Raw genomic sequence first — 18,922 nt, forward strand, 5'->3', positions numbered from 1 at the left:
GAACTCACCGCACGGAGTGGGCGCGCTGGATCAGCGGGCCGGCACGCTCAGGTGCGCAGGCGCCTGGTACTCAGCCGCTCAGGCAGTCGGCGGGGCCGAACCGGCGGGGCCCAGATCCGGCATCTCGTCGATCCCGAACTCGCGATGCAGCACGCGCTTCGCGGCGTGCCAGCCGCTCATGCCGTGGACCCCCGGGCCGGGCGGGGTGGCCGCCGAGCAGAGGTACCAGCCGGTCTCTGCCAGCCGATACGGGTCCCACCGTGCGGTGGGGCGGGCAATCATGTCGGCCATCGTCACCCGGCCCATGGAGATGTCCCCGCCGACCAGAGCAGGGTTGTGCTCGGCCATGTCCGCGGCACAGACCCCACGGGAGGCGACGACCACGTCGCGGAACCCTGGCGCGAAGCGCTCGATCTGGCGGATGACCAGCTCTGTCGGGTCCGTGGTGTCTCCGGCCGGCACGTGCGCGTATGCCCACACGGGGCGGAGACCGTCGTGGATCCGGCCAGGATCGGCGATCGACGGGTCGCTGACCAGGGTCACGGGGCGCGCGGGAACCCGGCCCGCGGCGACGTCGGCCTCGGCGGCGGCCATCTGCTCCCGGGTGCCGCCGAGATGCTGGGTCCCGGCGCGGGCCACGTCGGGATCGCGCCACGGCACCGGGCCGGAGAGGACGAAGTCGACCTTCGCGGCGGCGTTGCCGTGCGGAAAGCGGCGCAGGGAGCGCTCGAGGGAGCGGGGCAGACGGTTGGCGAGGATGTCCGCCGCCGCCCCGGCAGGCGTGTCGAGCAGGACCGCGCGGGCGGGTGGGACGTCGCGCCAGGTTCGCACGCGGTGGCCGGTGCGGATCTGCCCGCCGTGCTCGCGCAGGTCCGCGGCCAGCGCGTCGATGATCGTCTGGGAGCCGCCGACGGGGATCGGCCAGCCGGTGCCGTGGGCGAGCGTGCCCAACAAGGACGCCGTCGCACTGAGGCCCAGGGAGGGCATGCGACCGATGGCGTGCGCGGCGACGCCGCCGAGCAGAGCGCGCGCCCGATCCGTGCGGAAGGGGAGATCCCAGGCCGGCGTCCCCTGGGCCCCGAGCAGCGCACCGAACAGCGGTGCCACCGCAAGGGTGCGCGGGGTCAGGACCGCTGGTGGCACCGAGCGCTTGTCGCCGAGGGCGAGCTGGACCACCAGCTCCCAGTTCCTCGACAGCGTCCCCAGGGTCGCGCGCCAGGCAGCCCCGTCGGCGCCGAGCCCGTCGGCCGTGCGCTCGACGTCATGCCAGGCGATCGCCGCCGGTTCGTCATCCAGCGGCTGCGCGTAGGAGGCCTCCGGGGCGACCATGGTCACGCCGCGGGAGGCGATGTCGAACGCGCGGAAGAAGGGGCTCGCCAGCGCCATGGGCTGGACCGCCGAGCAGATGTCGTGCACCAGCCCGGGGGCGAGCTCCAGATCGAGGGTCCGGGCTCCGCCTCCGACGGTCTCCTGCGCCTCGAGCACCTCGACCGTGAGCCCGGCCCGGGCCAGGGTGACGGCAGCGGCCAGGCCGTTGGGGCCGGAGCCGACGACGACGGCGTCGACCTCGGGCGAAGGGGATGCGCTCACAACGGCGAGCCTACGCGGAACCGCTCCGGTCGGACAGGTCCGGAACGCACTGTCGCGCGGCGTTCCGATCTGTTCGTCTGCACGGAACTGATCGGAACCGACACGGCGGCCGGGGCCGCAGCGGGGCGCGGGCCGCCCCGGGCAACTATTTACGAAACAGGGTCGTCGCGTAATGTGGGACGCATGGAGAGCACCTCAGCCGGATCCGCGTCCACCGCCACCGCACAGCGCGGACCCACGCGACCGCGGAAGCAGGCCGTGCTGGAGGTGACGGGCAAGACCCGGATCTCGCCCCGGCTGCTGCGGGTCACGCTGGGCGGTCAGGAGTACTCGCAGCTGAACCGCAACGATCACACCGACGCCTACGTCAAGCTGCTGATCGCCGATCCGGCCGCCGGGCTGCAGCCTCCCTACGACCTCGACGCGCTTCGCGAGCAGCACCCGGATCTGCTGCCCGCCCGGCGTACCTACACCGTGCGCCACTGGGACGACGAGGCCCGGAGCCTGGATATCGACGTGGTCCTCCACGGCGACGGGGAGGACAGCGGCGTGGCCGCACGCTGGGCCGACGGCGCGCTTCCCGGTGACCGCATCGCCCTGATGGGCGCCGGAGGCGACTACACGCCGGCCGCCTCCACGGAGTCCCACCTGCTGATCGGCGACCACGCCTCCCTGCCCGCCATCGCCGCGTCCCTCGAGGCCATGGACCCCTCCGCCACCGGCGTGGCACTGATCCACCTCGATCACGACGAGGACCAGCTCGACCTGCCCCACCCTGCAGGGATCGAGCTGCGCTGGGTGATCGGGGCCCGCGAGCAGCTGCTGGAGGAGGTCTCCGCGCTCGATCTCTCCATCCCCGAGCGCTTCGGGGTCTTCTGCCATGCCGAGCGGGGCCTGACCAAGCAGCTGCGCCGGATCCTGGTCAAGGAGGCCGGCATTCCGCGTGAGCAGGTCTCGATCTCCGCCTACTGGGCGCTGGGCCGCATCGAGGACCAGTTCCAGGCCGAGAAGCGCGAGCCGATCGGCGCGATCGATGACTGAACCCGGCCCGAGCTCCCCGGCGGGTCCGGGGGCCGAGGCGCCGGCGCCCGTCCCCGCAGTGGTGGTGGGACCGGACGGGCTCGCCCGGCCCACGTGGGCCTCCGTGCACGACGACCTGCGGGAGTACTACGACACCGAATGGGGCATGCCCGTCCGCGACGAACGCGGAGTCTTCGAGAGACTCGCCCTCGAGGGCTTCCAGTCGGGCCTGAGCTGGGCGACGATCCTGCGTCGGCGCGAGGGCTTCCGCCGGGCCTTCGCCGGGTTCGAGGTCGAGGCGGTCGCAGCTTTCACGGCGCAGGATGTGGAGCGGCTGCTCACCGACACCGGCATCATCCGCCACCGCGGCAAGATCCAGGCCACCATCTCCAACGCGCGCGCAACCATCGACCTGCGCAGCGCCGAGGGGATCGGCGCCCGTGGCGACCTCGGCCCCGGGGCGAGCCTCGCCGACCTCGTGTGGTCCTACCGTCCCGAGCGCACCCCGATGCCCACGACGCCCGCCGAGGTTCCCACCACCAGCGCCGAGTCGATCGCCGCCGCCAAGGAGCTGAAGCGTCGTGGGTTCCGCTTCGTCGGCCCGACGACGATGTTCGCGCTGATGGAGGCGCTCGGGATCGTCGACACCCACCTCGTCGGCTCCCATCGCCGCGGCACCTCCGGCGTCTGGGCGGCGGACGGCACCCCGGCCTGAGCCCAGACCCCGCAGCGGCCTCCTGCCCGTCGGCCGTCCGAAACAGTTCGTCACAGACCTCGTCGCCAGGACGACGCGTCCTCGATCCTGACAGGACCGCGATCGAACCGAGGTCGCCGATGAACGACGCACCAGGGAGGCCCTTGTGAGCACCGCAGCGATACACGCCGGGTGGCGAGGCGACGACACCCATGGCGCCGTCGTGCCTCCTGTCTACTCCACCAGCGCCTACGCCCACCGCGACCACAGCTCCCTGAAGGACCTGTTCGCCCGGCGCTGCGAGGGCTTCGCCTACTCACGATCGGGGAACCCCACCACAGCCGTGCTCGAGGAGCGGATCACCGCGCTCGAGGGCGGGATCGGAGCGATCGCCGTGGCCAGCGGACAGGCGGCCACCACGATCGCCCTGTGCGCCCTGCTCGAGCCCGGCAGCCACGTGGTCGCCTCCGAGCTGCTGTACGGCGGCACCACCGAGTTCCTCGACGACACCCTGGCCGACCTCGGGGTCACCACCACCACGGTCGACCCCTGGGACCTGAACGCGTGGGAACAGGCCATCACGCCGCAGACCCGCGCGGTCCTGGTCGAGTCCATCGCCAACCCGGGCGCCCAGCTGGTCGACCTCGATGCCATCAGCGCCATCGCCCACGCCCGCGACGTGCCCGTGGTCGTCGACTCCACCCTGGCCAGTCCGGCGCTCTACCGCCCGGGCGAGCACGGGGCGGACATCGTCGTCCACTCCGCCACGAAGTACCTCTGCGGCCACGGCACCACCATCGCCGGGCTGATCGTCGACACCGGCAGCTTCGACCCGCGCCGATGTCCCGAGCGGTGGCAGCGGCTGACCACCCCCAATCGCCGGTTCGGCGTCACCTTCGCCGACGAGTACGACGGCGGCTGCTCCGGCTTCCTCGCCTACGCGCGCGCCAAGTACGTCACCGACTTCGGTGCCACCCTTCCCGCGGCCAGCGCCCAGCAGATCCTCGTCGGCATCGAGACCCTCGACCTGCGGATGCGCAAGATCAGCGCCGACGCCGCAGCCCTGGCGGCTCGGCTGCACGGCTCCGCCGGGCTCACGCGGGTCAACCACCCGAGCATCCCGGGCCGGCCCGACGCCGCCGTCGCCGACCGCGACTTCCCTCGCGGGACCTCCGGCGTGTTCTCGCTCGAGCTCGACGGGGGAGAGGCGGCCGCCGCGGCCTTCTGCGATGCGCTGACGCTGTGGACCCTCGCCGTGAACATCGGTGATGCGCGCTCCCTGGTGTGCCACCCCGCCACCACCACCCACTCCCATCTCACCGAGGTCCAGCGCCTCGCCTGCGGCGTCGGCCCGGGCACCGTGCGCCTCAGCGTCGGTCTCGAGGACCTCGAGGATCTCGCCGCCGATCTCGAGCGCGGCCTGGCGGCGGCCCGGGCAGCCGTCCCTGGAACCGCCTCCGCCTCCCGGAGCGCGAGCATCGACGATCCGGATGGTCGGCCGGTCACCTCCTCCACGCCGGCAGAGGCCCCGGGGCCCTCAGAGCTCTCGCAGCCGCCGGTGCCCTCGTCCCAGAACGCCGTACCCGCCCCTCAGAGGTGACACAGCTCGCCTCCCGGAACAGCGCAAGCGGCCGGGAGGTTCGAGGAGGTGTGGAGACCTCCGTGCGCACCGCCGACGTCGTGGTGATCGGGGCCGGGCAGGCCGGCCTGTCCGTCGCCTATCACCTGCTGCGTCGTGGGGTGCGTCCCGCAGACGGCGCCGACCGGCAGACCGCGGACTCGCCCGGGAAGGACCCGGTTCCGGGCGTGGGGACCTTCGTGGTCCTGGATGCCGAGACGGGCCCGGGCGGGGCCTGGCGCCACCGTTGGGAGAGCCTGACCATGGCCACCGTCAACGGCATCCGCGAACTGCCCGGCATGCCCCGGGTGGACGCCGCTGCCGACGTGTCCGCGCGCCGTGCGGTACCCGACTACTTCGCGGACTTCGAGCAGCGCTTCGAGATCCCCGTCGAACGCCCCGTCCGCGTGACGCTGGTCGAGGAGGACCCGTCCGCCGACGCCGCCACTGATGCCGACGCCGGTCCCCGCCGCGACTCGGGCTCCGGGGCGGGCCGTGCCCCGCTGCTGGTCCGCTCCGTCGGCGCCGACGGCACGCCTCGGGCACCGATCCGCACCCGCGCGGTCCTCAACGCCACCGGGACCTGGACCCGGCCGTTCCGGCCCGCCTACCCGGGGGCCGGAGACTTCCGGGGCCGTCAGCTGCACACCGTGGACTATGTGCGCGCCGAGGACTTCGCGGGGCAACGCGTCGCAATCGTCGGCGGCGGTATCAGCGCCCTCGGTCACCTGCAGGAGATCGCCGAGGTCGCGACCACCTTCTGGTACACCCGCCGGGAGCCACGCTTCGAGGACCGGCCCTTCACCGAGGAGTTCGGTCGGGAGGCCGTGGCAGCAGTCAGCGAGCGCGTGGCCCGCGGACTGCCGGTGCGCAGCGTCGTCTCCGCGACCGGATTGGTGTGGACTCCGGCTCTGCGCGAGGCCCAGCGTCGCGGCATCCTCGAACGTCGTCCCATGTTCACCCGCATCACCGAGGACGAGGTTCTCGAGGCCGACGGGAGCGAGACCCCTGTGGACGTGATCCTGTGGGCCACGGGGTTCCGGCACGAGCTGCGACATCTCAGCCCACTTGGGCTGCACAACGAGCACGGCGGGATCTCCCTCGAGGGCACCGCCGTGGCGGGCGATGCCCGTGTCCATCTGCTCGGGTACGGACCGAGCGCCTCGACCATCGGTGCGAACCGGGCAGGTCGCACCGCCGTCCGGGACCTGATGCGCGCTTTCGCCGCGTGAGGACGCGGCGCGCGCCGGTTCAGGCCCCGTAGCGCTCGATCAGCCGGTCCAGCGCGGCATCCAGCTCCGGGTCGGTCTCCTGGCGCAGATCGTCGGTGAGGTACCACTCGACGATCTCGCGCGAACCCTCGGAGAAGGGTGTGGTCGCTTCCCAGCCGGGGACCAGCTGCTTGATGCGGGAGTTGTCGAACAGGACCGAATGGGCCTTGTCGCCGACCAGGCCCGGCCCGATCGACGGGATCTCCCGCGCGATCGCCTCCGACGTCACGTGGACGATGTCGACCTCTCGTCCCAGGGCGCGGCCGAGCTGCCGCGCGATCTGGTCCCAGGTCAGCGACTCATCGCTGGTGATGTGCACAGCCTGGCCGATGGCGTGGGGATTGCCGAACAGGCCCACGAAGGCCCTGGCGAAGTCATGGGAGTGCGTCAGCGTCCACCAGCTGGTGCCATCGCCGTGGATCACGATCGGCCGGCCGTCCAGGATGCGCCGGAGGGTGGTCCACTTGCCCTCCAGGGGGATCAGGGAGGGGCCGTAGGTGTGGCTGGGCCGCACGATCGTCATCGGGAACCCCGTCTCCCGGTAGGCCGCGACCAGCAGGTCCTCGCTGGCGATCTTGTCGCGGGCGTACTTCCAGAACGGGTTGCGCAGCGGGGTGGATTCGACGATCGGCAGCTGCGCGATCGGCTTCTGATACGCGGAGGCGCTGGAGATGTAGAGATACTGCTCGGTGCGGCCCGCGAAGATGCGGATGTCGTCGGCCGCCTGCTGCGGACTGAACGCACGGAAGTTCGCGACCACATCGAAGGTCCGGGAGCCGACAGCCGCCTCGAGCGAGGAGGGATCCCCGGCATCCCCGACGAGCGTCTCCACACCCTCGGGTACGGGGGAGCGCCCACGATTGAGGACCGTGACCTCATGGCCGCGCTCCAGCGCGACCCGGGTGACGTAGGAGCTGATGTTTCCGGTTCCACCGATGAGCAGGATACGCATGCTCATCACGCTACCGTCGGTGCTCCCTGGTGGCTACGGTGAGAGCAGGCCCCGCGCAGTCCTGCGCGGCCCTGCACAGTCCTGAGGAGCACAGATGCCCACCGACCCCTCGCCCGGCGGCACCCTGACCACGGAACCGTCCCCGCTGCCGCCGCTGCCCGAGCATGATCTGCGCCGGGTGCTGTGCATCGTGGCCCATCCCGATGACATGGAGTACGGAGCATCGTCCGCGGTCGCCGCGTGGACGGCAGCCGGCGTCGAGGTGACCTACCTGCTGCTGACCCGCGGCGAGGCCGGGATGGCCGATGCCCCCGAGATCATCGCCCCGCTGCGGGCGACGGAGCAGCGTCGCGCCTGCGACATCGTCGGCGTCGGCGACCTGCGCATCCTCGAGCACCCCGACGGCATGCTCGAGCCGAGCCTCGCCCTGCGCCGCGACGTCGCCCGGACGGTGCGGCAAGTACGCCCGGACCTCGTGCTGACCGCCAACTTCGACCTCGAGGCCTACGGCAGCCTGAACCAGGCCGATCACCGCGCCGCCGGGCTCAGCGCCGCCGACGGCACCCGGGATGCCGCCAATCCCTGGGTCTTCCGCGAACTGCATGAGCACGAGGGACTCGCCCCCTGGCAGGCGCGCGCCCTCCTGGTGGTCGGCCATCCCGAGCCCACGCACGCCAAGACCGTCGACGGCGATCACGTCCGGGCCGCCGTCGCCTCTCTCGGCGCCCACGAGGCCTACCTCGAGCACGTCACCGGCCATCCGGCCCCCGGCGACTTCATCCCCGAGATCCTGCGGGCCGGGGGAGAGGCGGCCGGCGCCGAGTACGCCGTCACGCTGCGAGTCCACGACCTCGGCGGCCTGGAACCGCCGACGGCGTGACGGCTCTGACCGCCTGGTCGCACCGCGGCATTGCCGCACCGGGATCCGGCTCCTAGGGTTATCAGCACACAGGACGACGAGCCACGGACCCGTCGGCGGCGTCCCGATACTCTCCGCCCCGGGGTCCGGGAAGGAGAAGACATGACCACGTCCATCCAGGAGAACTCCGACCTCGACCAGGTCCGCGAGCTCGCCGCGCAGCTGCGCGTCGATTCCGTCCGCGCCTCCACCAGCGCCGGCTCCGGGCACCCCTCCTCGAGCATGTCCGCCGCAGACATCCTGGCGACGCTGACCTCGAGGCACCTCCGCTACGACTGGGATCAGCCCGATGCCCCCGGAAACGACCACCTGGTCTTCTCCAAGGGGCACGCCTCCCCGCTGCTGTACTCGGTGTACAAGGCCGTCGGAGTCGTCTCCGACGACGAACTGATGAACGGCTACCGCCGCTTCGATCATCGGCTCGAAGGCCACCCCACCCCCGCACTGCCCTGGGTCGACGTCGCCACCGGCTCCCTCGGACAGGGCCTGCCCGACGCGGTCGGCATCGCACTGGCCGGCAAGTACCTCGAGAAGGCCCCCTACCGCGTGTGGGTGCTGTGCGGCGACAGTGAGATGGCCGAGGGCTCGATGTGGGAGGCGCTGGCCACGGCGTCCCACTACGAGCTGACGAACATGGTCACCATCGTCGACGTCAACCGGCTGGGCCAGCGCGGTGAGACCGCCCTGGGCTGGGACCTGGAGACCTACGCCGCACGGGTGGAGGCCTTCGGCGCCCGCGCCGTCCAGATCGACGGGCACGACCTCGAGCAGATCGACGAGGCCCTCGCCCTGATCGACGAAGACCCGGAGCGTCCCCTGGTGATCCTCGCCAAGACCGTCAAGGGCAAGGGCTACACGCCGATGGAGGACGCCCTGGACTGGCACGGCAAGCCGTTGCCGGAGGACAAGTCCCGCGAGGCGATCGAGGAGCTCGGCGGCGAGCGGAACCTGCAGGTGCGCGGCCCGAAGCCGCCCGAGGTCCAGCGCCCCGACCTCAGCACCGGCCAGGTCGAGCTGCCCACGTTCGACAAGGGCGAGGAGATCGCCACCCGCAAGGCCTACGGTGCGGGCCTGGCCGCCGTCGCGGCGGCGGACCAGCGCGTGGTGGCGCTGGACGGCGAGGTCTCCAACTCCACCGGTGCCGCCACCTTCGTCGACGAGTACCCGGACCGCTTCTTCGAGATGTTCATCGCCGAACAGCAGATGGTCGCCGCCGCCACCGGCCTGTCCACGCGCGGATACGTCGCCTTCGCCTCGTCGTTCGCGGCGTTCCTCACCCGCGCGGCGGACTTCATCCGCATGGCCCCGGTCTCCCAGGCGGACCTGCGACTGGTCGGCTCGCATGCCGGCGTCGAGATCGGAGCCGACGGTCCCTCCCAGATGGCGCTGGAGGATCTCGCCCTGTTCACCGCGACGCAGGGCTCGACCGTGCTGTACCCCTCCGACGCCACGTCGACGGTCGCGCTGGTCGAGCAGATGGCGGCCACCTCGGGCGTCAGCTACCTCCGCACCACTCGCGGCGGCTACCCCGTCCTGTACGAGGCGGGGGAGACGTTCCCCGTGGGCGGGTCCAAGACCGTCCGCAGCTCCGACAGCGACGACGTCACGATCATCGGCGCCGGCGTGACCGTGCACGAGGCGCTCTCGGCGGCGGAGACCCTCGGTGAGCAGGGCACCCGTGCCCGTGTCATCGACGCGTACTCGATCAAGCCGATCGACGTGGAAGGGATCCGGGCGGCGGTGGAGGCCACCGGTGGTCGCGTGGTGGTGGTCGAGGACCATCACCACGAGGGCGGCCTCGGCGCCGCTGTGCTGGCGGCCCTGGCGACTGCGCCGATCAATGATCTCCACTTCGAGCACCTCGCCGTCGACGGTGTGCCCGGCTCCGGCACCACGGCGGAGCTGCTCGGGTGGGCCGGGATCGACGCCGAGCACATCGCCAGCGCGGCCCGGAGCCTGCTGGAGGCCTGAGAGCCGCCGTCCTCTGCGCCAGCGCCGTCCTGTCGACGACCGGTGAGGCAGTCCCCGGCGCACGGAGCGGGCCGACGACGACGGACCGACGCAGACCGACCGACTCAGACGGACCGACTCAGACGAAGAGCCGCCCCTGATCATGGATCAGGGGCGGCTCTCTGCATGCGGCGGGTCAGGTGCTGCTGGAGCCGCTGCGTTCCCGGCCGAGCTTCAGGTCGTCCATGTCCTCGAGCTCGCGATCCTTGGTCTCCGGCACCCGCAGGAACACGAAGAGGAAACTGACCAGGGCGAACGCCGCGTACAGGCCGTAGGCGAAGGTCAGTCCGACGTTGGAGAGCATCGGGAAGGTGGTCGAGACCGCCCAGTTCGCGGCCCACTGCGCGGCGGCCGCCACGGCCAGCGCGGAGGCACGGATCCGGTTGGGGAAGATCTCTCCCAGCAGCACCCACACCAGCGGGCCCCACGTCGTGCCGAAGAAGATCACGAACGAGTTGGCGCCGATCAGGGCGATGATCGACCAGGGCTGCTCCAGCGTGACGCTCTCGGCGCCGTCGGTGGCGTGGGCGAAGGAGAAGGCCAGCGCCATCACCCCGAGCGAGACGGTCATCCCGGCGGATCCCACGAGCAGCATGATCCGTCGGCCGACCCTGTCCACCAGGATGATCGCGAGGATCGTGGCGAGGATGTTGATGACGGACGTGATGGTGCTGGTCAGCAGCGCCTGGGACTCCTCGAAACCGACCGAGCGCCACAGCGTGGTGGAGTAGTAGAAGATGACGTTGATGCCCACCAGCTGCTGGAACAGGGAGAGCAGGATGCCGATCCACACGATCGGCTTGAGACCGAAGCTGCCCCCGAGCAGATCGCGGAAGCTCTCCTTCTTCTCGCGCTCCAGCGAGTGCTGGATCTGCTGGATCTTCAGGTTCACATCGAGTTCACCGGTGAAGTCGTAGAGCACCTTGGAGGCCTTGTCGCGCTCGCCCTTGCCCACCAGGAAGCGGGGGGACTCGGGCAGGAACAGGGCCATGACGCCGTAGACGGCGGCCGGGATCGCTTCGATCACGAACATCCAGCGCCAGGCGCTGACCCCGAACCACAGGGTCTCGGCCGCGCCGCCGGCGACCCCGGCCAGCAGCGCGTTGGACAGCAGCGCGACGAAGATGCCGAGCACGATCGCCAGCTGCTGCAGCGACCCGAGGCGGCCGCGGAATCGGGCCGGTGCGACCTCGGCGATGTACGCCGGGGCGATGACGCTCGCGGCGCCGACCCCCAGCCCGCCGATCATGCGCCAGATGATGAGGTCGACGACCCCGACGGCGAAGCCGGAGCCGAGCGCGGAGACGAAGAAGAGGCTCGCGGCGACCACCATGACGGTGATGCGCCCGTAGCGGTTGGCGAGACTGCCGGCGAACCATGCGCCCACGGCGCACCCGATCAGAGCGGAGGAGACGGCGAAGCCGGTGAGGCCCGCGCCGAGCTCGAAGTCGGCGGAGAGCGCATCGACGGCACCATTGATCACCGAGGTGTCGAAACCGAAGAGGAATCCGCCGACTGCGGCGGCCACGCTGATCACGATCACCTTCGGGTTCAGGTGCGTAGCCTGCGTCTCGCTCGACGAGCCGGTGGGCTGATCTGCTGAGGACATGGGACAGCTGCCTCCCGTGCGGGGACGATGAGCCGGGCCAGGCTACCGGCCCCCGATGCGTGGCGTGGGGATCAAGACCGGACGGTCGAGGCGTCGCGAGGGGGACCACCACCGGGGCGGATCCCCACCGGGTCCCGCCGGATGTGTCCGGGGTCATAGCGATATTCCCTCGGCATGGCGGCGCTGGCCGGGAATAGGCTGAGCCCTGACGCGGTTGTCGAAGTGTCGGAGTTCCGGCCCGGCCCGTGGCGGCGGGCCGTCGCTCTGCCATGGCCGCCCGTGCCACCACCTTTCTTTACCCCTCCCGCACGTCGGCGGCCTCCGCCGGGGTGCGCTGACCGTGCAGGAGTCGCATGACTACGACCGACACCGCCACCGCGCCGCCCTCCCAGCCCCAGATCAACCCGCAGGGAATGCGGGTCATCTGGCTGCTGCTGGTCGCGGCGTTCGTCGCCATCCTCAACGAGACCACGATGGGTATCGCGATCCCGCACCTCAATGCGGATCTCGGCCTGCCGCCCGAGTTGGGTCAATGGCTGACCAGCTCCTTCATGCTCACCATGGCCGTGGTCATCCCGACCACCGGCTTCATCCTGCAGCGGTTCACCACGCGCCAGGTGTTCCTGGCCGCGATCACCACGTTCGCCGTGGGCACCCTGGTGTGCATGGTCGCCAGCGGCTTCCCGATGCTGCTGGCCGGCCGCATCATCCAGGCCGGAGGCACCGGCGTGATGATGCCGCTGCTGATGACCACGATCATGGACGTCGTGCCCCCGTCCTCGCGGGGCCGCATGATGGGCCGGGTCGGCATGGTCATCTCGCTCGCACCGGCGATCGGCCCCACGATGTCCGGCATCGTCCTGGACACCCTGGGCTGGCGCTGGCTGTTCGGCATCGTGCTGCCCATCGCCATCGTCGCGCTGCTGCTCGGCGCTCGCTGGATGACGAACCTCGGTGAGTCCACCCGCGCCCCGATCGACATCTTCTCGATCGTCCTGTCGGCCCTGTCCTTCGGCACCATCGTCTACGGGCTCAGTCTGTTCGGCTCCGCCGAAGGCGCGGAGATCTCCGCCGCCACGATTCCCGGCACGTCCGCCATCGGCACCGGCGTCATCCTGCTCGTGTTCGGAGCGGTGGTCCTGGCCGGGTTCGCCTGGCGTCAGATCGTCCTGCAGCGTTCCGGCGCCGCGCTGCTGGACCTGCGCGTGTTCCGTTCGCGCAACTTCACCCTCGCTGTCGTCATCATGGGCATCGTGGCGCTGGCGATGTTCGGCACGCTGAACCTGCTGCCGCTGTACCTGCAGGACGTGGTCGGTCTGAACGCCGTGACCTCCGGCCTGATCCTCATGCCCGGCTCCATCCTGATGGGCCTGCTGGGCCCGGTGATGGGTCGCGTCTACGACGCCCGCGGCCCTCGGACCCTGCTGGTGCCGGGCACGCTGCTGATCGCCGGGGCGCTGCTGTTCTACTCGATGACCGCGCACGGCACCCCGGTGGTGGTGCTGATGATCGTCCAGGCCGGTATGTCGGTGGGCCTTGCGATGTCCTTCACGCCGCTGTTCTCGGCGTCGCTGGGCTCGCTGGTCCCGAAGCTGTACTCGCACGGTTCGGCCGCGCTGAACACGCTGCAGCAGGTCGGCGGGGCCGTCGGTGTGGCCATGCTGATCGGGCTGTACTCCAGCGTCCTGCACGCGGGTCAGGCCGAGGGCCTGGAGACGGCGGCGGCCGGTGCCCCAGGCGCCCGCACTGCGTTCCTGCTGGCAGCGATGATCGTGCTGGTGCCGGTGGTGCTCGCCTGGTTCGTCCGCAAGCCGGAGGAGTTCGACGAGATCCCGGAGCCCGCGGGCCACTGAGCCGTTCGCGGCCCGGGAGCCTGCGGCTCGGGATCCCCGCGGTCCCGGGCGGCGCTCACCCGGGGCGCCGGATCGCCTCGGCGTACTCATCGAGGATGTCCAGGATCCCCGAATGCTGCCAAACGCGGTTCCGCGAGGCGCCTGTCCGCTCGGTGAGGATCCCAGCGTCGGCGAGCTGCGAGATGGCCCGCTGCGCGGTGGTGTCGGACGTGCCGAGCGCAGAGCGCACATAGGCGGCGTTGAGCACTGGCTGTCCCACCAGCAGCGGCAGCAGCCTCCACCCCGCCGCCTGGGGGCGCAGACCCCCCAGGCGGCGGCGGTCACCATCCAGCTGCGCCGACAACGAGCCGATGAGCTGCCGGCCCGTCGCGGCGGCGTATCGGGCCGCCTGCGCGAAGCGCTCGACCACCGGCCGTGCATCCCCGGCGCGGAACGCCGTGAGCGAGTCGGTGTATCCCTCCAGCTCCCGCAGCAGGCCGGCGGAGATCGGCGGCGCGAGGGTCGAGAGCAGTCCCTTCCCGTGCAGCATGGCGTGCACCAGCGCGCGACCGGTACGACCGTTGCCGTCGGTGAAGGGATGGATCGTCTCGAACTGTGCGTGCGCCAGCGCCGCATGCAGCAGCACGGGCAGGTCCTCACGGCCGACGAACGCCATCAGGTCCTCCATCGCCGCGGGGACGTCCGCGGGCTCCGGGGCGACGAACACGGCGCCGACGGGTGAATGGCCGTTGCGGCCGATCCATACGAGCTGCTCGCGCAGCCCGCCTGCACTCCGTCCGTGCACCGCGTCCTCACCGAGAAGGGCGTGCTGCATCGTCAGCACCGCGCCGACATCCAGCCGGCGCGACAGGGCGATCGCCGACTCCATGGCACGCACGTTCGCGACCACCACCCGGGCGTTGGCGCTGGCCGACTCCTGCAGCTCGGCGAGGGCCAGCTGGCGGGCGCCCACGGTGAGGTCCTCGATCTGCGAGGACGACGCCGACTCCGTGCGCAGCAGGATCGCGCTCATCGGACCGAGGACCGGTCCCCGTGATGGCGACGCGTCGCCGGTCTGTGGGAGCGAGGTCGCGGCGTCGCGGTCCAGGGCCACCAGAGCGGATTCGGCGTCGGCCACGTCGGCCGCGAGATCGGAGGGGACGCGCCAGTCGCTCTCGGCGAGCCGAGCGGGCACGGCGGCGTGGTACCTGCCGGTGCCCGCGGTCCTCGCCCGCCGTGAGTGCAGTCCGGTATCGGGCACGGTCCAGGTACCCGCCCGCTGACTGATCGGCGGCACGGGGAGGCTCGAAGCCACCGGCGAGGCGGCGTCGGCGTGCGAATGATCTGTACCCATGGTGGCCCCTTACTGACAGTTCTTGCGAAACTGTAAGTAGCAAGCCTACGCTCTGTACCGTTCCGGTGCCCCGGCCCGGCCGGGGATCAGTCCTCCGCCGCCGCCTCGAGGCGCTCGAGCTCCTGCTCCGCGACCGCCGGGTCGAGCTTGACGAAGATCGGGGTGGGCTTGACGACCGTCTGCCCGACCGCGACGGGACGGTGTCCCCACGCCGGCACGTCGGTGTAGTCACCCGTGATGATCGGGTACCCGGGACCGCCGTCGAGATCCTCGACCTCCTCGATCCGGGGCATCGGCGCCATCTGGCGGTCCCCGCCCAGCGCCTTCTCCACGGCGTTGGCGGACTGCGGCAGGAACGGGGCCATCATCGTGTTGAGGTCGGTGACGGCCTGGGCGAGCACGTGCAGCACCGTCAGCAGCCGCGGCCGCTGCTCCTCGCTCTTGAGCTTGAACGGCTCGGTCTCGGAGACGTAGCGATTGGCCTCGCCGACCAGCCGCATGACCTCGGCGATCGCGGCGCGCTGACGGTGGGCCTCGATCAGCGAGCCGACGGTCGTGAAGCCCTCTCGGATCGCCGCCAGGAGACGCTCGTCGATCTCCTCCAGCTCACCGGCCGCCGGGATCTCCCCGACGTTCTTGGCGATCATCGCGGCGGTGCGGTTGATGAGGTTGCCCCAGCCCGCGACCAGCTCGTTGTTGGTGCGGGAGACGAAGTCGACCCACGTGAAGTCGGCGTCCTGGTTCTCCGGACCTGCGGCCGAGATGAAATAGCGCAGCGCGTCGGGCTGGTACCGCTCCAGCACGTCGCGCACGTAGATCACCACGCCCTTGGAGGAGGAGAACTTCTTGCCCTCCATGGTGAGGAACTCGCTGGAGACGACTTCGGTGGGCAGGTTCAGCTCCCCGAAGGTCCCGGGCTCGCCGCCCTTGTCGCCCGCGCCGTTCTGCGCGATCAGCTCGGCCGGCCAGATCTGGGAGTGGAAGACGATGTTGTCCTTGCCCATGAAGTAGTAGTTCAGGGCGTCCGGATCGTTCCACCAGCGACGCCAGGCCTCCGGGTCACCGGAACGGCGCGCCCATTCGATCGAGGCGGACAGGTAGCCGACCACGGCGTCGAACCAGACGTACAGGCGCTTGTTCGGCTGGTCCTCCCAGCCCGGCACCGGGATGCCCCAGTCGATGTCGCGCGTCATCGCACGAGGCTTGATGTCCTCGAGGATGTGCTGGCTGAACCGGATCACGTTGGGTCGCCACAGGCCCGTCCCCTCGCGCTCGTCCAGCCACCGACCCAGTTCGCCGGCCAGGGCCGGGAGGTCCAGGAACCAGTGGGAGGTCTCCACGAACTGCGGGGTCTCGCCGTTGATGCGGGAGACGGGGTCGATGAGGTCGGTGGGGTCGAGCTGATTGCCGCAGTTGTCGCACTGATCGCCGCGGGCGCCGCCGGCGCCGCAGATGGGACAGGTGCCCTCGATGTAGCGGTCCGGCAGAGTGCGCCCGGTCGAGGGCGAGATGGCACCGGAGGTGGTCTTCTCGACCATGTACCCGTTGTCGCGCACGGTGACGAACATGTCCTGGACCACCTGCTGGTGGTTACGGGTGACAGTGCGGGTGAAGAGGTCATAGGACAGCCCCAGGGCGACGAGGTCCTCGACGATGAGGCGGTTGTTGCGGTCGGCGAGCTCCTGGGCGCTGACGCCCTCGGCGTCGGCGGCGACCAGGATCGGCGTGCCGTGCTCATCGGTGCCGGAGACCATGAGCACGTCGTGACCGGCCATGCGCATGTAGCGCGAGAAGACGTCGGAGGGGACGCCGAAACCGGCGACATGGCCGATATGGCGGGGACCGTTGGCATACGGCCAGGCGACCGCGGACAGGACTGTGCTCATAGCGCACCAGTCTACGAACAAGCTCGCCCCCGCGCGGACGACCTGCTCGGCGCGGTGCACAGAAGCATCTGCGGGGCGGCGCGAACAGCACGGTGTGGACAGCACGGTGCCGGCGCCCGCCCGGATGGCAGAATCGGCGGCCAGCCCGCTGACGGCCGCCGACGACTCCCGAGGAGCACCCATGCCCCGTGTCCACACCTCGCACGTCTATCTGCCCGGCGGCGACCCGGCCTCGGGACGCCACGAGTACGACGTGGCAGAGCTGCGGCCGTTCTTCCTGGTGGGTGACGAGGACGATGCGGAGTTCGGCTCCGACGGGTTCGTCACCGCGGCCTCGGCCAAGGATGCCGATGTCCTCAGCACCCTCCCCAAGCGTCCCCACGGCCCGACGCTCTCCTACGAGTACTACCCGGGGCGCGGGTTCTCCTTGGCCTGGAGCCGCGTGGAGGCGGACGGCCGCCTGCAGCCGACGGTGATGAGCGTGGGAAACCGGCAGCTGCTGCACGGGTTCCTGGTGAAGCCGAATCAGGCACAGGTGCCGATGGGGACGTTCATCAGCGGTGAGCTGGCCTTCCGGGTGCTCGAGGACTTCGCCGCCGCGCCGGACCGTCTCAGCGGTGCGATCGACTGGGTCGCTGCGAACGATCTGGACTGGCCCGACCCGGAGGAGTGAACCGGGAAGCGGCGTCCGCGAGCACGCACCGGATCGCGTCGATCGGATGGTCGGCGTCGGCGATGCTGCGGCGACGGGAGCCCGATACCCTGTGGCCATGAGCACTGAAGGACTCTCTGCAGCGCAGAAGAAGATGGCCGACGACGGAGTCGCGCAGACCGCGATCGACGTCTTCACCCACTACTACGGACAGCTCGAGGAGGGCGTGACGGGAACGATCCCCGAGGACACGATCGAGCCCTACCTCGATCCGCCCCGCCTCGAGGACGTCACCATCGATCCGGCGCACGCCAAGCAGGTCTTCGATCAGCTCGCCGTCATCAACCTCAACGGCGGCCTCGGCACCTCGATGGGGCTGGACCAGGCGAAGTCCCTGCTGCCTGTGCGTGAGGGCAAGAGCTTCCTGGACATCATCGTCGAACAGGTTCTGGCGGCGCGGCAGGGGACCGGATCCCGGCTGCCGCTGATCTTCATGAACTCCTTCCGCACCCGCGAGGACACGCTGGCGGTGCTCGAGAAGTATCCCGACCTGCCCGTCGGCGACCTCCCGCTGGACTTCCTGCAGAACAAGGAACCCAAGCTGCGAGCTGACGATCTCACCCCGGTTCAGTGGCCGCAGGACCCGGCGCTGGAATGGTGCCCGCCCGGCCACGGCGACATCTACACCGCGCTGCAGACCTCGGGCGTTCTCCAGCAGCTGCTGGATGCCGGCTTCAAGTACGCCTCTGTCTCGAACTCCGACAACCTCGGCACCGTGCCCAGTCCCGTCCTGGCGGCCTGGTTCGCCTCCACCGGGGCCCCGTACGCCGCCGAGCTGTGCCCCCGCACCCCGGCGGATCGCAAGGGCGGACATCTCGCCGTGCGGAAGTCCGACGGGCGGCTCATCCTGCGTGACACCGCGCAGACGCCGGAGGAGGAGATGGACTACTTCACCGACGAGCACCGTCATCCGTTCTTCCACACCAACAACCTGTGGTTCGACCTCGAGCAGCTGTCCGCCGTGCTCGAGGAGCGACAGGGCGTGATGGGGCTGCCGCTGATCCGCAACGAGAAGACCGTGGATCCCGCCGACAAGACCAGCCCGAAGGTCTACCAGATCGAATCCGCGATGGGCGCGGCGATCGAGGTGTTCGAGGGGGCGACCGCGATCGTCGTCGGCCGCGACCGGTTCCTGCCGGTGAAGTCCACCAGCGACCTGATGCTGGTCCGCTCCGACGCGTACACCCTGGACAGGCGCGCCGCGCTGGTCCAGCAGGTCGACTCCGCCCCGACGATCACGCTCGCCCCGGAGCCCTACAAGCTGATCCAGGACTTCGAGCTGCGCTTCCCCCAGGGCGTGCCCTCGCTGCGGGAGGCGAAGAGCCTCGATGTCCAGGGGGACTGGACCTTCGGGGCAGACGTCTCCGTGATCGGTGACGCCGTGCTCGGTGAAGAGGGCGGCGAGGTGCCCGAGGGCGCCCGCGTCGGCTCCATCAGCAACGCCTGACCGCGGCG

General features: G+C 70.7%; 14 protein-coding genes. 9 read left to right on the forward strand and 5 right to left on the reverse strand.

Annotated elements, in window-relative coordinates; genetic code table 11:
- Positions 1 to 78: 78 nt before the first annotated feature.
- Positions 79 to 1,590 (reverse strand): phytoene desaturase family protein, encoded by a 1,512-nt coding sequence (locus AC5020_RS02695; RefSeq protein ID WP_464987126.1) that lies wholly within the window; start codon positions 1,588 to 1,590, stop codon positions 79 to 81.
- Positions 1,591 to 1,773: 183 nt separating this feature from the next.
- On the opposite strand from AC5020_RS02695, the gene AC5020_RS02700 reads away from it, so the two are divergent.
- The 4 genes from AC5020_RS02700 (at position 1,774) to AC5020_RS02715 (ending at position 6,154) form a co-directional block, all read left to right on the forward strand.
- Positions 1,774 to 2,631, forward strand: coding sequence for a siderophore-interacting protein (locus tag AC5020_RS02700; RefSeq protein WP_464987127.1), 858 nt, complete (start codon positions 1,774 to 1,776; stop codon positions 2,629 to 2,631).
- On the forward strand, positions 2,624 to 3,325 hold the full coding sequence (locus AC5020_RS02705; RefSeq protein WP_464987128.1) for a DNA-3-methyladenine glycosylase I: 702 nt from the start codon (positions 2,624 to 2,626) through the stop codon (positions 3,323 to 3,325). Before AC5020_RS02700 ends, AC5020_RS02705 begins: the two co-directional genes overlap by 8 nt.
- A 145-nt stretch (positions 3,326 to 3,470) precedes the next feature.
- On the forward strand, positions 3,471 to 4,904 hold the full coding sequence (locus tag AC5020_RS02710; protein WP_464987129.1) for an O-acetylhomoserine aminocarboxypropyltransferase/cysteine synthase family protein: 1,434 nt from the start codon (positions 3,471 to 3,473) through the stop codon (positions 4,902 to 4,904).
- A 50-nt stretch (positions 4,905 to 4,954) separates the two neighbouring features.
- Positions 4,955 to 6,154, forward strand: coding sequence for an FAD-dependent oxidoreductase (locus AC5020_RS02715; protein WP_464987130.1), 1,200 nt, complete (start codon positions 4,955 to 4,957; stop codon positions 6,152 to 6,154).
- Positions 6,155 to 6,173: 19 nt separating this feature from the next.
- Here AC5020_RS02715 and AC5020_RS02720 read toward each other — a convergent pair whose 3' ends face one another.
- Complete coding sequence (locus AC5020_RS02720) at positions 6,174 to 7,151, reverse strand: SDR family oxidoreductase (protein ID WP_377794017.1); 978 nt, start codon at positions 7,149 to 7,151, stop codon at positions 6,174 to 6,176.
- 88 nt (positions 7,152 to 7,239) lie between these two features.
- Between AC5020_RS02720 and AC5020_RS02725 the strand changes: the two genes are divergently transcribed.
- Both AC5020_RS02725 and AC5020_RS02730 read left to right on the forward strand, forming a co-directional pair.
- Positions 7,240 to 8,025, forward strand: coding sequence for a PIG-L deacetylase family protein (locus AC5020_RS02725; protein WP_377794016.1), 786 nt, complete (start codon positions 7,240 to 7,242; stop codon positions 8,023 to 8,025).
- A gap of 141 nt (positions 8,026 to 8,166) precedes the next feature.
- A complete protein-coding gene (locus AC5020_RS02730; RefSeq protein ID WP_377016744.1) occupies positions 8,167 to 10,035 on the forward strand; it encodes a transketolase in 1,869 nt (622 codons plus the stop codon).
- Between the two features lie 175 nt (positions 10,036 to 10,210).
- Here AC5020_RS02730 and AC5020_RS02735 read toward each other — a convergent pair whose 3' ends face one another.
- The gene (locus tag AC5020_RS02735) at positions 10,211 to 11,683 is read right to left on the reverse strand and encodes a sugar porter family MFS transporter (RefSeq protein ID WP_464987131.1); all 1,473 of its coding nucleotides are present in this window, start codon (positions 11,681 to 11,683) and stop codon (positions 10,211 to 10,213) included.
- Positions 11,684 to 12,036: 353 nt separating this feature from the next.
- Here AC5020_RS02735 and AC5020_RS02740 point away from each other — a divergent pair, with 353 nt between their 5' ends.
- Positions 12,037 to 13,536, forward strand: a complete 1,500-nt coding sequence (locus AC5020_RS02740; protein WP_377016748.1) for an MDR family MFS transporter — start codon at positions 12,037 to 12,039, stop codon at positions 13,534 to 13,536.
- A gap of 55 nt (positions 13,537 to 13,591) precedes the next feature.
- Here AC5020_RS02740 and AC5020_RS02745 read toward each other — a convergent pair whose 3' ends face one another.
- Both AC5020_RS02745 and metG read right to left on the reverse strand, forming a co-directional pair.
- Complete coding sequence (locus AC5020_RS02745) at positions 13,592 to 14,710, reverse strand: Fic family protein (protein WP_464987132.1); 1,119 nt, start codon at positions 14,708 to 14,710, stop codon at positions 13,592 to 13,594.
- A gap of 245 nt (positions 14,711 to 14,955) precedes the next feature.
- Complete coding sequence (gene metG, locus AC5020_RS02750; protein WP_464987133.1) at positions 14,956 to 16,755, reverse strand: methionine--tRNA ligase; 1,800 nt, start codon at positions 16,753 to 16,755, stop codon at positions 14,956 to 14,958.
- Between the two features lie 181 nt (positions 16,756 to 16,936).
- On the opposite strand from metG, the gene AC5020_RS02755 reads away from it, so the two are divergent.
- Together AC5020_RS02755 and AC5020_RS02760 are read left to right on the forward strand one after the other, a co-directional pair.
- Complete coding sequence (locus tag AC5020_RS02755; protein ID WP_377016754.1) at positions 16,937 to 17,428, forward strand: hypothetical protein; 492 nt, start codon at positions 16,937 to 16,939, stop codon at positions 17,426 to 17,428.
- A gap of 97 nt (positions 17,429 to 17,525) precedes the next feature.
- Positions 17,526 to 18,914, forward strand: coding sequence for a UTP--glucose-1-phosphate uridylyltransferase (locus AC5020_RS02760; protein ID WP_464987134.1), 1,389 nt, complete (start codon positions 17,526 to 17,528; stop codon positions 18,912 to 18,914).
- The last annotated feature ends 8 nt before the right edge of the window (positions 18,915 to 18,922 follow it).

The sequence above is a fragment of the Brachybacterium sp. SYSU DS0246 genome, from assembly GCF_059391765.1.